Raw genomic sequence first — 13,879 nt, 5'->3', positions numbered from 1 at the left:
GCATGGAACAAGCGCAGCAAGGGCAGCAAGGCCCTCTTGCAGGGGTGAAGGTGCTGGACATGACCTCGGTGGTCATGGGGCCCTTTGCCACCCAGATCCTTGCGGGCCTGGGGGCCGAGGTGATCAAGGTCGAATCGCCCGAGGGCGACAACATGCGCCACGTCGGCCCCATGCGCAACCCCGCCATGGGCCACATCTTCCTGCAGGCCAACCAGGGCAAGCGCTCCGTGGTGCTGGACCTCAAGCAGGGCGCTGCGCGCGAGGCCCTGCTGCGCCTGGCCGAAGGCTGCGACGTGCTGGTCAGCAACGTGCGGCCCCAGGCCATGGCGCGCCTGGGCCTGGCCTACGAGGACGTGGCGGCGCGCAACCCGCGCATCATCCACGTGAGCTGCTGCGGCTTCGACCAGCGCGGCCCCTACGCGGCCCGGCCCGCCTATGACGACCTCATCCAGGGCGCCACCGGCGTGCCCTGGCTGGCGCAGCAATACGGCGGCGGCGAGCCGGCCTATGCCCCCATGACCCTGGGCGACCGCGTCACCGGCCTGCACGCGGTCTACGCCGTCGCTGCCGCCCTCTATGCGCGCGAGAAGACCGGCAAGGGCCAGGCCGTGGTCGTGCCCATGTTCGAGGCCATGACCCAGTTCATCCTGGGCGACCACATGGCGGGCCTGTCGTTCGAGCCGCAGCTGGGCGGCCCCGGCTATGCGCGCCTGCTCACGGCCCACCGCAGGCCCTATCGCACCAGCGACGGCCACCTGTGCGTTCTCATCTACAACGACAAGCACTGGCACAGCTTCTTCAACGCCATAGGCCAGCCCGAGCGCATGGCCGAGCCCATCTTCGCCACCCACAGCCAGCGCGCGCTGCACATCGATGCCGTCTATGCCGAAGTCTCGCGGCTGATGGCAGGGCGCACCACCGCCGAATGGCGCACGCTGCTGGACGCGGCCGATGTGCCCAACATGCCCATGGCCTCGCCCGAGGACCTGATCACCGACCCCCAGCACCAGGCCACCGGCTTCGTGCACGAGATAGAACACCCCAGCGAAGGCCGGCTGCGCACCACGGCCAGCCCCACGCGCTGGAGCGCCACGCCACCCGCAGAACGCGCCGCCCCCGCGCCGCGCCTGGGCGAACACACCCTGCAGGTGCTGCGCGACGCGGGCCTGACCGAGGCCGAGCTGGCCGCCCTGCAGGCCAGCCGCGCCTGCAGCCAGGCTGCCGCGCTGCAAGACGCCCCACCACAAACACAAGCGCAAACACAAACACAAACACAAACACAAACAGAAGGAAACCGCCCATGCCCCGCTATCTGATCCGCGAACAAGACGTGCCCGGCTACAGCCCCGCCAACCACCACGGCACCGTCAACCGGCGCCTGGTCAGTGCCGCCAACGTGGGCGCGCGCCACATGGAGCTGGTGCTGGGCACGCTGGAACAGGGCGGCGGCGCGCTGCCCCATGCCCACCCCGGCATGGAGCAGGCCTGCTACCTGCTGGCCGGAACGGCCGAAGTGGAAATCGACACCCCGGATGGCAAGGAACGCTTTGCCATGCAGCCCGGCGACACCTGCTTCTTCCCCGAGGACTGCATGCACATCTTCCGCGTGACCAGCGCCGAGCCCGTGCGCCTGCTGGTCTTCTACAGCCCGCCGTACGGCGAGAACCCCGAGCGCGTGCGCCGACCGGCAGCCTGAGCGCCGTCACCCCACAGACACAACAAGCGAACAGCTACAAGCAACGGAGAACACACCATGGACTTTCTGTGGAACGAAGAACAGGAACAGATACGCGACGCCGTCGAGCGCGCCTGCGCACCCTTCGATGCCGACTACTGGCTGCGCAAGGACCATGAAGGCGGCTTCCCGCACGACTTCCACAAGGCCCTGGCAGACGCGGGCTGGCTGGGCATTGCCATGCCTGAAGAGTTCGGCGGCGCAGGCCTGGGCATCAGCGAGGCAGCGCTCATGATGCACACCATCTCGGCCACGGGCGCGGGCCTGTCGGGCGCCTCGGCCGTGCACATGAACATCTTCGGCCTGCACCCCGTCGTCGTCTTCGGCACGGACGCGCAAAAGCGCCGCTGGCTGCCCCCGCTGATCGCGGGCACGGACAAGGCCTGCTTCGGCGTCACCGAGCCCAATGCGGGGCTCAACACCCTCAAGCTGCAGACCCGCGCCGTGCGCGATGGCGACGTCTACGTGGTCCATGGTCAGAAAGTCTTCATCTCCACCGCCCAGGTCGCCAACAAGATCCTGCTGCTGGTGCGCACCAAGCCCGTGGAAGAGTGCAAGGGCACGGAAGGCCTGAGCCTGTTCTACACCGAACTGGACCGCGAACGCATCGAAGTGCGCGAGATCGACAAGCTGGGCCGCAAATGCGTGGACACCAACCAGCTGTTCATCGACGGCCTGCGCATTCCCGCCGAGGACCGTATCGGCGAAGAGGGCAAGGGCTTCTCGTACATCCTGCACGGCCTCAACCCCGAGCGCATCCTCATCGCCGCCGAGGCCGTGGGCCTGGGCCGCGCCGCCCTGGCGCGCGCCACCCAGTACGCCAAGGAGCGCGTGGTCTTCGACCGTCCCATCGGCCAGAACCAGGGCATACAGCACCCGCTCGCCCAGGCCTGGATGGGGCTTGAGGCGGCCCACCTCATGGTGCAAAAGGCCGCCTTCCTCTACGACAGGGGCCTGCCCTGCGGCGCCGAGGCCAACGCCGCCAAGTACCTGGCAGCTGAAGCCTGCGCCAAGGCCTGCGAAACCGCCATCTTCACGCACGGCGGCATGGGCTACGCCAAGGAATACCACGTGGAGCGCTACATGCGCGAATCCTGGATCCCGCGCCTGGCGCCCGTCAGCCCGCAGCTCATCATGTGCTTCATCGCCGAAAAGGTATTGGGCTTGCCTAAATCGTATTGACCCCCTGAGTCGCTTCGCGCCTTCCCCCTTCTCGCTGCGCGGAGGGGGACGACACCCTCGGTGCGGGGCGGCCCTTCCTCGGTGTCTCAAAGTTGAGGTGCGCGGGTTTTGTGGCTGCGAACCATCTGAAGTCCCATGATTTATCAATCTGTATTTCAGAGGTAGCCATGGTGCAAGATGCCATCTCGCTTGCTCCCCATCCGCCGCCCCTCATGAAGACCCACCTGCTGCGCTATTTCGTCGCCCTGGCCGAGGAACGCCACTTCGGCCGCGCGGCCCAGCGCCTGTGCATCACCCAGCCGCCGCTGAGCATGGCGCTCAAGACCCTGGAGCAGGACCTGGGCGCCAGCCTCATGGACCGCGACGCCAAGAACGTGCGCCTCACCCCTGCGGGCGAGGCCTTCCTGGTCGAGGCACGCAAGGTGCTCGCCCAGCTGCAGCATGCGGCCGACGTGGTGCGTGGCGTGGCCGAGGGAATGCAGGGCCGGCTGGACGTGGGCATCACCGGCTCCATGGTCTACCGCCAGGTGCCGGATTTCTGCCGCGCCTTCCGCGCAGAGCGCCCCCTGGTCGAAGTCTGCCTGCATGAAATGTCCACGCGCGAGCAACTGCAGGCCATTGCCAGCGGCCAGATCGACTGCGGCTTTCTCAACATAGCCAACCCGCCAGACGGCCTGCAGACCCTGTCGATCGGCGAGGAACCCTTTGTCTGCTGCCTGCCCGCCACGCATGTGCTGGCGCAGCAGCCCGACATCGACCTGCGCGAACTGGCCCGCGACACCTTCGTCATGTTCGCCCGCGAAGTGGCACCGGCCAACTACGACAACGTCATCGCCTGCCTGCAGCAGGCCGGCATCCACCCCCACACACGCCACGCCGCGCGCCAGTGGCTCACCGTCATGGCCCTGGTATCAGCAGAGCAGGGCGTGGCCCTGGTGCCCAGCTGCATGCAGCGCGTGGGCATGAACGGCGTGGTGTTCGTGCCGCTGCGTGGGCCGCAGCAGGCCATGACGCCCGCTGTCATGGCCTGGCGGGCGGACCAGCCTGCTGCGGTGCTGCAGGCTTTCATTGAGAGGGTGAGGGCGATGGCCTCCACCGCCGTCAAGGGTGGTAGGGGTTGAGGGCTGTCACCTCTACAGACCCTTCGCAATAGTGCATGGCGAAAACCACCAGCTCCTTACCATTCGATTGAGTGATGGCCTCCACGTGCCAAAAAGGCACTTTTTCTCCCGGAGAAAACGTCACCTTGGTGATGTCGAATGCGTACTGAGGAAACTTCTCTTTCAGTTTTTTCAGTACATTCGTCCGAACCAGATTAAGGTCATGTTTTTCGCAAGCGGTTGCGTTTTTTGCGTCCCCGCATGCGGTGGTCAGCAAGACTGCGCCAGCCAACAAACTGCGCAAAAAGCTGGATCTTGTCAGAGCTTTTTTCATATCAACGGCCTGTGAAGTAATTGACCAAGGCCGTTGATGGAAGAATGCTGGCTGAAATTATGCGCGGATGTGCGGCGTTGTGCGGGCACCATCATCCAAGACGGGTTGCCATGGTACTTTCTTCTGTTTTAGGCTGAAGAAGGCACCATGGCTTCCTGGGGTCATAAACCTGGTTTACTATTGCTTCAATAGATTTCCATTATCCCATTCTCACTGGCCGAGTATTTGCTTTCCGAAACTGCTCGAGCAGAAACGGCCTTTCCCCCTGTGCCGGCCAAATGTGGGTACATGTAGCATAGAACTGCAACTTGCAGATTTGCGACTGGAATGCTACCAGCCATGGTGAAACCATTATTATAGCAATTTGGAATCCCTCGAACTCCAACGGCAAGTGAAAGATCGCCGCCTTTTGGTACAGAAAAGTCAACGCCTGCACTTGCAGATACTCTTGTGTATGAGCCAGCACGCGGGTAAGGGTCATAGCTTAGAGATAGAACAGGTCTGTAGTTCCATTGGCCACCAGGCATGTAATAGTAGTCAGATTGTTGTTTGAATGACATTTCCTTTTGAGGGGACGCCGGTTCGCAGTGAAGAGGTATATTCCTTTCATCGCTACCAATTACCATTTTTCCGGGAGATTCTGGATGCTTGTCTCCGTATATCTCGCACAGCCTCTTGTTGAATTCAATCGCTTCATCATTTTGATTGGTGGTTTCGTAGAGATATGATCCATTTGATAGCTTGACTAGATTGATGGTCACGGTACCACTCATTCCAGCCATGCTGCCAGAAATACTTCTGGCGACCATTGGCATGCCGTTCTTTTCAATTTCCTCATTCCCTATCAGAAAATCTTGAGCCATTGCAGAGATTGATACGAGAAAAAGTATAGATCCGGTCAGAATTTTACTTGGCATAGTTCCCTCTGTGCTGAAATGTTAATAGGCCTTTGCTGCCACATGGCAGTGACTGGCGCTATCAGTCTAAGTTCTTTCGAATTTTCAGATCAAGTGGAGACTGCTGTCGTTTTCTATTTTTTCTGAAAAATAAGATACTTCCTAGGAATTTGCGTGAATTGACGATCAGCGGTCTAAACACAAGCATTCGGATTCAAGATGAGCAAGGCTTTTGCTGGTTCGCAGGCTTGATGAATCCGTAAGTTTCTGGGGCCGTACATCTGAGTGCTCTTGCCGCTTTGGCAGTACCCCTGCGTCGTCGCCGATCGAGTCTGCCCACATTGCCACTACGCGGGCCGAGGGAGATGCGATGTGACGGGGTTTGAACTGCGAGACAGGCGCCCGGAATCTGCCGGTCACCACGGCGCCAGCCACACGACTCAGTCCGATGGCACAGCGTCGGTACTGCCCAGAATCTCCGCCACCTTGAGCGCCAGCGCCTCCAATGTGAACGGCTTGGTCAGAAGCTGCGTCCCGGGGTGCAGGTTTTCCTGGCTGAGGGGCGATGCCTCGGTGAACCCGGTGATGAAGAGCACCGGCAGGTCGGAACGGGCCAGGCGTGCCTCGTCGGCCAGCTGCTTGCCGTTCATTCCGCCGCGAAGCCTCATGTCCGTGATCAGCATGTCCACCCGGGTTCCGGCACGCAGTACCTGCAGTGCGGCGGCTGCATCGGCCACGGCAAGCACCGTGTAGCCCAGATCGACAAGCGCCTCGTCGATGAGATGGCGGATCGGGGCTTCGTCATCCACGACCAGCAAGGTCCTTTGGGCAGGAACCACCACCTGCCTTGCCGCATCGACCGCGCGTTCTGCAACGGGTGCGGCGTCGCACCGGGGCAGATACAGGCAGACGGTGGTGCCCTGGCCCGGCTGGGAGAAGATCCTGACCGCTCCTCCCGATTGCCGCGCGAAGCCGTAGATCATCGACAGCCCCAACCCTGTTCCATGGCCCACCGGCTTGGTGGTGTAGAACGGCTCGAAGGCGCGTGCAATGGTCTGCTCCGACATGCCGGTGCCCGTATCGGTGACGCACAGCGACACATAGCCGCCCGGCGGAAGATCCCACTCCCGGGCTGCCGCCTCTTCAAGCTCGATATTGGCTGTCCTGATGGTCAGCCGGCCGCCTTCGGGCATGGCATCGCGGGCGTTGATGCACAGGTTCAGGATGGCGTTCTCCAGCTGCGTTCCATCGATTTGCGCATGCCACAGATGGGCTGCCGGCACGATGTCGATGTCCACGCTGGCGCCCACCGTCCTGCGCAGCAGGTCCTCCCAATCGGCCAGGAGCGCGGCCATATCGGTGGGCTTGGAGTCCAGGATTTGCCGGCGCGAGAACGCAAGCAGCCGCTGCGTGAGCGTGGCGGCGCGCCGCACCGCCCCCTGCGCTCCATGGATGAAGCGCGTGAGGTTGTCCACCTGGCCGCGTGCCAGCATCCGCTGCAGCAGCTCCAGATTGCCCATGACGGCCGCCAGCAGGTTGTTGAAGTCGTGCGCAAGGCCGCCCGTCAACTGGCCCACGGCCTCCATCTTCTGCGACTGGCGCAGTTGCTCCTGCACCTTGGCCAGCGCTTCGGCCTTGGCCATTTCGGAGGTGATGTCGCGGCCCACCGCGTTGATGCGGCCTGCCGCCGAACGGGTGGACCAGGAGATCCAGCGGTAGCTCCCGTCCCGATGGCGATACCGGTTGTCAAACCGGGCATGCGCCATGCCTGTGGCCAGCTCCTGCGTGTCCTGGATGGTGCGCGCCAGATCCTCCGGATGGATGAGATGAAAAAGCGTCGTGCCCAGCAGCTCGTCTTCACGCCAGCCCAATACCTCGGTCCAGGCCGGGTTGACCGCAGTGATGATGCCCTCGAACGTGCAACGCATCATGATGTCGGAAGACAGCTGCCACAGTGCGTTGCGGTCGGCCGTGCGCTCTGCCACCTGTTCCTCCAGCGTGGCATTCAAGCGCTCCAGCGCGGCCTGGGCCTGCTTGCGCTCGGTGATGTCGGAGGCCGCTCCCAGCCAGCCGGTGATGGCGCCTGCGGCATCGAACAGCGGCACGGCGCGCGAGAACGCCCAGCCCACGCTGCCATCGACCTGGTTCACCCGGTGCTCGATCACGTAGTCCGTCTTCGTGCGGATGGCCCGCGCGATCTCCGCGCGCACCAGGTCGCGGTCCTCCGGGGGGATGTAGTCTTCCAGCCAGTTCGTGTTGGACGCCTGCGTGTCGGGGATGAACCCGCCGCCTGCCAACTGGTGCAGCTCGCTCCAGTCCGCACTGATGGAGTAGCGCACCTCCGAGGAGGACCGCACCAGCGCATCCAGCCGTTCCTCGCTCTGGCGCAACATGTCCAGCGCCCGCCGTTCCGCATCGATGTCCAAAATGGCGATGGCCGTGGCCACGACTTCCTTGTCCGCATTGCGCAGCGGCACCCCGAACACGCGCGTCCATACTTCGAGCCCCTGGGGCGTGTCATAGACACAGTCAACACCCGGCACCACCAGCTCCCCGCGGAACGCGCGGGCAGCCACAAACTGGTCGCGGGGGACGGGCTTGCCGTCCTTGTCCCAACTGCGCCAGCGCCCCCGGTCTTCCTCGGCCGACAGCAGCGAAGGGATGGGGGTCTCCGGCAGGAAATGGCGGTAGGCCGGGTTGGACATCAGCACCTTGCCGCCCTTGCTCACCAGGCACAGGCCTATCGGCAGATGCTCGATGAAATCCGAGAACAGCGTCTTCTGGTCTGCCACCTGCGCATCGAAGGGGTCCTGATCGCTGGCGCCCGCGCCCTGTACGGCGCTGGCATGGCCCGCCGTGGCAATCGCCAGTTGCGCCCGCAGCCGGGCGTTTTCCTCGCGAAGCAGGGCAATCTCTTCGGACTCTTGGATCATGGGGGGATGGAGCGGGGCGTTGGGTGGAGGAGAGGGGACAGCTCGCCGCTGGCGGGGACGGCGATGCTGCTGGGGATCATAGCTGTGACTGCTGGTGCGACCGATGTTGAGGCTGCAGTCCTCGGTGCGGCAATTCTTGTGGGACTTCGCCCTCCCAGGGACTATGGGGTTGAACTGGCCGTGCAATGGGCTGATTTGGGTCCCCAATGACCGATGAATCGGTCGACGAACGCTCGAAATGTGCCATTGAAAATATGGAAGTCGAGAACCTTATTGGGAAAATGGCAAAAGAATGCATATTTCCGCCAATTTCTCGAATATGAATCAAACAAATCGGCAATGAATGATCTGCCCCGTCGTGCAGGCCATGGCTGAAGGGTGGCGGCGATGGGGCTTCCCTGCGGGAAACGTGCCGCAGGCACCGCCGCTGCTGTGACTTTCATGTCACACGGCACAGCTGTCACGAAGAATACTTATGTGTTGCCTAGAGTTCCCGCAGCGGTGGCAGGAGGCTACCGTCATTCTCATTAATAAGTTCAGTTCGTATCTCGCCAATGAAAAATCAAAAAACGTGCTCGCGCATTCTGGGACTCGCGATGGGCACATTCTTCGCCTCTTCTTCCAGCCTGGCCTTGGCACAATCTTCCGTCACCATTTTTGGTGTGGTGGACGTCGGCGTCACCATTGCCAAGTCCGGCAGCAACAGGCTCAATGCGCTGAACTCCAGCCAAGGCAAGACCAGCTTGCTTGGCTTGCGCGGCACGGAGGACCTAGGCGGCGGCAACCGAGCTCAGCTCTGGCTTGAAGGCGGCCTCAACCCCGATGTCGGCTCTGGCGGCAGCAGCGGCTCCCTTGGCTTCGAGCGCCGCTCCACGATCGGGCTGAGCAACAATTCCTGGGGTGAAATCCGGCTGGGTCGCGACTACACCCCCAGCTACAACATCTTCACCGCTTTCGCGGGCCCCGACACCACCACCGGTGTGCAGGCCAATCTGTTCCAGACGATCCGCCAGACTGCCTACAACGCCGCCAGCCAAAGCGGCGTGGTCGACCGCACGCGCATCAGCAACGCCGTGGGCTACTTCCTGCCGAGCGACCTGGGCGGTATCTATGGCCAGTTCTCGGTTTCCTTTGGCGACGAGAACGCCTCCGGCTCTGGCGCAAGCAAGGCCCGCAGGTACATAGGCGGCAACCTGGGCTATCGCTCTGGCCCGCTGAACGTGGGTATCGGCTACGGCAGGATCGACGGCACCGCAGCCGTGGCTTCACCCAGCGCCATCGCCGCAACCAGCGATCTGGAAGATCTGGTGCTGGGCGCCTCGTACAACTTCGGCAGTTTCCTGCTCAATGGCGGATACAACAGCCTGAAGTGGGAGCCCGTCAACGGCGCAACCTCCGGGAAGGTGGACGGCTTCTACCTGGGCGCGACCATCCCCATGGGGCCAGGCAGCTTGCGCGTCAAGTACGCCAGCGCCAAGTTCAGCGGCAACGCCTCTGCCCTCACGCGCAGCGGCGGCAAGGCCGACAAGTATTCGATCGGATATGTCTACGACTTCTCCAAGCGCACCTCTCTGTACGCAGGTCTGGCGCGTGTGAACAACAAGAACGGCGCCAGCGTCGGCCTGATTGGCGGCCCTGCGGGTGTGGCCAACGCCGGCTCGACCGGTGTGGATCTGGGCATCAGCCACTCGTTCTGAGCGGCGCAGCGCCTTTTCCAGAAACGAAGCCTTCAAGCTTGGGCAGGCCCTTGCCACGCAGGGCCTGCCGATCTGCCTATCTACCTATCAGGCTTGCCTCTTCTTCTCAAGACCTACTCGCCATGCGACCCCCCAATTCTTCTCCCTGCCTGGTGGCAGTGATCGCCGCCGCGGCTGCCTTGCTGAGCGCCTGCGCCGACACCCGCCCGCTCCAGGCCGCCGGCTCCGAGACGGTGACGCAGACCACCGGCGTCGGCAGCATCCGCGCCACCGTCACGCGCCAGGAAGTCCAGTTCGACGACAGGTTCTATTTCCCCTACGAAGGCCAACACCCCGCCACCAAGGCCGATTTTCCCAAGGGCTTTCTGCCAGCCTACGGTTCGGGCCTGGCCTTGAAGGGCAGGCGTGCCGACGGCACGCTGGAGTTCTACGCCATCACCGATCGCGGCCCGAACGCGACCACCGGCCCGGTCACGCAGATCACCGACGGCTCCAATCCCGCGGGCTTTGCCAGTTCCACGGTGTTTCCCTCGCCCAACTTCACTCCGTCTATCGGCGTGATCGCCCTCGGAAAGGACGGAGCCAGGCTCGTCTCCACCCTGCCGCTCAGATTCAGCGCCACACAGAACGCCAACGGCCGCGTGCAGCCACGGGGCATCACAGGCAACACGGGCGAGCAAGTCCTGGACGACACCTTCACCTATCCCGGCAAGGCCAAGGGCTACAGCGAATTCGGCCTGGACACAGAATCCGTGGTGGTGGATGCCGCACGCAATGTGCTGTGGGTGTCCGACGAATACGGACCCTTCATCGTGAAGATCGACCCGGCGACCGGCATCATCCAGAAGAAATACGGGCCCGGCACCGGCGCGGCCGATCTGCCGGCCATTCTCGCCAAGCGCCGCGCCAACCGTGGCATGGAGGGGCTGAGCATTGATGTGGCCAGCGGCAAGCTGCACGGTTTCCTGCAAAGCCCCCTGGACGACGGCAAGGCCGACTACACCACCGCTGCCGTTGCCGACGCCACGGGCAAGTCGGAGAACGTGCGCGACTACGCTCGCTTTGTGCGCTGGGTGGAATTTGACCCGACCACCGAGAAAACCCGCCTGTTTGCCTTGCCCGTGGACAGCCGCTGGTACAACCAAGGCAAGACCGGCAATGCCAAGCTGGGTGATGTGGTCTCACTGGGCAAGGGGAAATTCATCGCCATCGAGCAAGGCACGGGCAAGGACAAGAAAGTCTTCAACGACCTGGTTCTGATCGAATTTCCGGCCAACGCCACCGACATCACCGCGCTGGGCTCCGACCTGGAAAAGAGCAGCCTGACTGGCAAGCCGGTCAATGGCTCGGACTATTCCAAGGTCGTGACGCTCAAGAAGACCCGGCTCTTCAACCTGAACGCCACCGGCTGGGTGGCCGAGAAGGCCGAAGGCCTGGCACTGGTTGATGACTACACGCTGGCGCTGACCAACGACACCGACTTCGGTGTTTCGCTGGCCGTGCTGGACGCCAGCGGCAAGGAAATCGAAGGCTCGAACGTCACCAAATGCATGGTGGACGCCGACGGCAGGATCGTGAACGACGGCCAATGCGCCAAGGGCGCGGCGAGCCTGCGCTTTACCACCAATGACGTCAACGATCGCACGCAGCGACTTTGGACCTTTAAGTTCAGCAAGAAACTGAGCGAATACGGCGCTCCCTGAACGACTGCGACTGCGACTGCATTGCATAGGCAAGACAACGGGGCCACGGTAATTCAGGGCGGTTCGTCCAGCGCGAAGGCGCTGCGACGGGCCGCAACGCTGATGCCGCTTCCTATGGCATCTGCACGGAGCAGCGCCGCCGTTGCGGCGAAAGTGCGGCGTTGCCGCAATGGCTGGACCTTTCGACCTCCAGCAGTCTTACGGCATTGCCCAAAGCGGTAGTCGTCGAGTGCGTAGATGGCAGGCATACGTCTGAGCCAAGCACTTTCACAATCAAATCCTCCTCTGCTTGGTCATTTCAGAAGCGCCTTCAAATTCCATGCTGGTTTCCGCGTGAGTCGAGGAAATTCAACAGAGAGCCGTTCAGAATTCAATTCCGGATTTTCGATGGCTTGGGATTGGCCAGTCATCGAATTCCTGAAGAGATGGTGCGTGCGGTATCCTCAGCCGCTCTGTGGAGGAGAAGAAAGTGGCGGTACTGATTCCTGCGATGGGAGCGTGCGTTGGGCGCATGACGCCTGGCGAGCGACGGCTGGCCGAGCGTTTGGAGCAAAAGCTCGAAGACGATTACATGCTCTGGTATGACGTGCCCATCGGCCCCAAGCAGACGCATCCTGACTTTGTCGTCATTCATCCACGCAGGGGCGTTCTGATTCTTGAGACCAAGGATTGGCGGCTCGAGACGGTTCAAGAGGCGACCAAACAGGCCTGGACGCTCATCGTGGATGGAAGACCCAAGGTCGTCATCAATCCGGCAGCCCAGGCGCGACACTGCGCCATTCAAGTGGTCAATGCACTGGAGCGGGATCAGCAACTCATTCACGGCGAAGGCCCTCATCAGGGAAAGCTGGCATTTCCCTGGGGCAGCGGCGTGGTGTTCACCAACATCACGCGCAAGCAGTTCGAAGAGTCTGCACTGGACCAGACGATTGATGCGCATCTGGTCATCTGCAAGGATGAGATGCTGGAATCCGTTGATGCGGAGGCTTTTCAGCAGCGCCTGTGGAACATGTTCCCCCACGCTTTCGGCAAAGCCATGTCGGTGCCGCAGCTCGAGCGCACGCGGTGGATCATGTTCCCGCAGGTGCGTGTTCCGGTGCAAGGCAGCCTTCTGCCGGAAGACGCGGACGAGCTGCCGGACATCATGCGCGTCATGGACTTGCAGCAGGAGCAACTCGCGCGCAGCCTGGGCGATGGGCATCGCGTGATCCACGGAGTTGCCGGCTCAGGCAAGACCATGATTCTTGGCTATCGTGCGGAACACCTGGCCAAGACCGCTTCGACCAAGCCCATCCTCGTGCTCTGCTACAACGAGCCCTTGGCCGTGAAGCTCAATGCCTGGTTTGCGGCCAAGGGCCTGGCCGATCGGGTGCATGCCCGCAACTTCCACAAATGGTGCCGCCAGCAGTTGGTGGCCTATGGCCAGACGCTACCCGCTCAGGGCCCGGGCATGTTTGATCAGATGGTGGAGTTTGTGATTCGCGGCGTGGACCGGCAACAGATTCCGTCCGGGCAATACCAGGCCGTGATGGTCGACGAGGGGCACGACTTTCAGCCTGAATGGCTCAAGCTCGTCACCCAGATGGTGGACCCCGAGACCAACAGCCTTTTGATCCTGTACGACAGCGCCCAGAACATCTATGGCAAGAGCAAGGCGCGTGGCTTCAGCTTCAAGAGCGTGGGAATCCAGGCCTCTGGGCGCACGACCATTCTCAAGATCAACTACCGCAACACCAGGCAGATTCTGCAAATTGCCAACCGCGTCGCCGCCGAGTTCCTGCAACCCAATGCCCAGGATGATGACGGTGTTCCGCTGGTGCAACCCATCAGCTGCGGCCGCGAAGGGCAGGAGCCGCTGATCGTGCGCCTGCCGAGCTTGCGGGACGAACCCGCCAAGATCGCCGAGCTGCTGGCTGCGGCGCATCAGGAAGGCCACGCCTGGGGTGACATGGCCATCCTGTGCCGCGATCACGACTCCATGAACCAGTGCGCCATGGCACTTGGCCGCCGAAAACTGCCGCATCGCGTGCGACATCGTTCAGGTGACTTCGATCCACTGGCCGACACCATCAAAGTGATGACAATGCACGCCAGCAAGGGATTGGAGTTTCCGGTCGTGGCCGTTGCAGGAGTGGGGCAGATGCCGCGTGAAGGCGAAGATGCGGCGGACGAGGCCAAACTGTTCTATGTGGCTGCGACGCGGGCGACACAAAAACTGGTGTTGACTGTGGCGGGCGAAGGGGCGTTTGCGAAGGCGCTGGTGAATGCGGGATGAATGCGGGGTGAGGGCAGGGCGAGG

General features: G+C 62.5%; 10 protein-coding genes. 7 read left to right on the top strand and 3 right to left on the bottom strand.

Features of this window, described 5'->3' with window-relative positions:
* The first annotated feature begins 2 nt into the window (after positions 1–2).
* The 4 genes from ACF8ME_RS13060 (at position 3) to ACF8ME_RS13045 (ending at position 4,038) form a co-directional block, all read left to right on the top strand.
* Positions 3–1,316, top strand: coding sequence for a CaiB/BaiF CoA transferase family protein (locus ACF8ME_RS13060; RefSeq protein ID WP_392416828.1), 1,314 nt, complete (start codon positions 3–5; stop codon positions 1,314–1,316).
* A complete protein-coding gene (locus ACF8ME_RS13055) occupies positions 1,301–1,696 on the top strand; it encodes a cupin domain-containing protein (protein WP_012205502.1) in 396 nt (131 codons plus the stop codon). Before ACF8ME_RS13060 ends, ACF8ME_RS13055 begins: the two co-directional genes overlap by 16 nt.
* 57 nt (positions 1,697–1,753) lie before the next feature.
* Positions 1,754–2,917, top strand: coding sequence for an acyl-CoA dehydrogenase family protein (locus tag ACF8ME_RS13050; RefSeq protein WP_392416826.1), 1,164 nt, complete (start codon positions 1,754–1,756; stop codon positions 2,915–2,917).
* 167 nt (positions 2,918–3,084) lie between these two features.
* Complete coding sequence (locus ACF8ME_RS13045; RefSeq protein WP_043791744.1) at positions 3,085–4,038, top strand: LysR substrate-binding domain-containing protein; 954 nt, start codon at positions 3,085–3,087, stop codon at positions 4,036–4,038.
* Here ACF8ME_RS13045 and ACF8ME_RS13040 read toward each other — a convergent pair.
* From ACF8ME_RS13040 to ACF8ME_RS13030, 3 genes are all read right to left on the bottom strand, one after another.
* Positions 4,019–4,351: a hypothetical protein gene (locus ACF8ME_RS13040; protein WP_392416824.1), complete on the bottom strand. Its 333-nt coding sequence runs from the start codon at positions 4,349–4,351 to the stop codon at positions 4,019–4,021. The two genes, ACF8ME_RS13045 and ACF8ME_RS13040, sit on opposite strands and share 20 nt — an antisense overlap.
* Before the next feature lie 185 nt (positions 4,352–4,536).
* The gene (locus ACF8ME_RS13035) at positions 4,537–5,214 is read right to left on the bottom strand and encodes a hypothetical protein (protein WP_241150406.1); all 678 of its coding nucleotides are present in this window, start codon (positions 5,212–5,214) and stop codon (positions 4,537–4,539) included.
* Between the two features lie 473 nt (positions 5,215–5,687).
* Entirely contained in the window at positions 5,688–8,180 is a 2,493-nt protein-coding gene (locus tag ACF8ME_RS13030) for a PAS domain S-box protein (RefSeq protein ID WP_392416822.1), read from the bottom strand.
* A 596-nt stretch (positions 8,181–8,776) separates the two neighbouring features.
* Between ACF8ME_RS13030 and ACF8ME_RS13025 the strand changes: the two genes are divergently transcribed.
* The 3 genes from ACF8ME_RS13025 (at position 8,777) to ACF8ME_RS13015 (ending at position 13,855) form a co-directional block, all read left to right on the top strand.
* Positions 8,777–9,877, top strand: a complete 1,101-nt coding sequence (locus ACF8ME_RS13025; protein WP_212645899.1) for a porin — start codon at positions 8,777–8,779, stop codon at positions 9,875–9,877.
* A 122-nt stretch (positions 9,878–9,999) separates the two neighbouring features.
* Entirely contained in the window at positions 10,000–11,580 is a 1,581-nt protein-coding gene (locus tag ACF8ME_RS13020; protein WP_392416819.1) for an esterase-like activity of phytase family protein, read from the top strand.
* Positions 11,581–12,091: 511 nt separating this feature from the next.
* Entirely contained in the window at positions 12,092–13,855 is a 1,764-nt protein-coding gene (locus tag ACF8ME_RS13015; RefSeq protein ID WP_046988226.1) for a DEAD/DEAH box helicase, read from the top strand.
* Positions 13,856–13,879: the final 24 nt, after the last annotated feature.

Source organism: Delftia sp. WSY_7 (assembly GCF_043104845.1).
GTDB lineage: Bacteria > Pseudomonadota > Gammaproteobacteria > Burkholderiales > Burkholderiaceae_C > Comamonas > Comamonas tsuruhatensis.
This window is presented reverse-complemented; position numbering and strand designations above follow the sequence as displayed.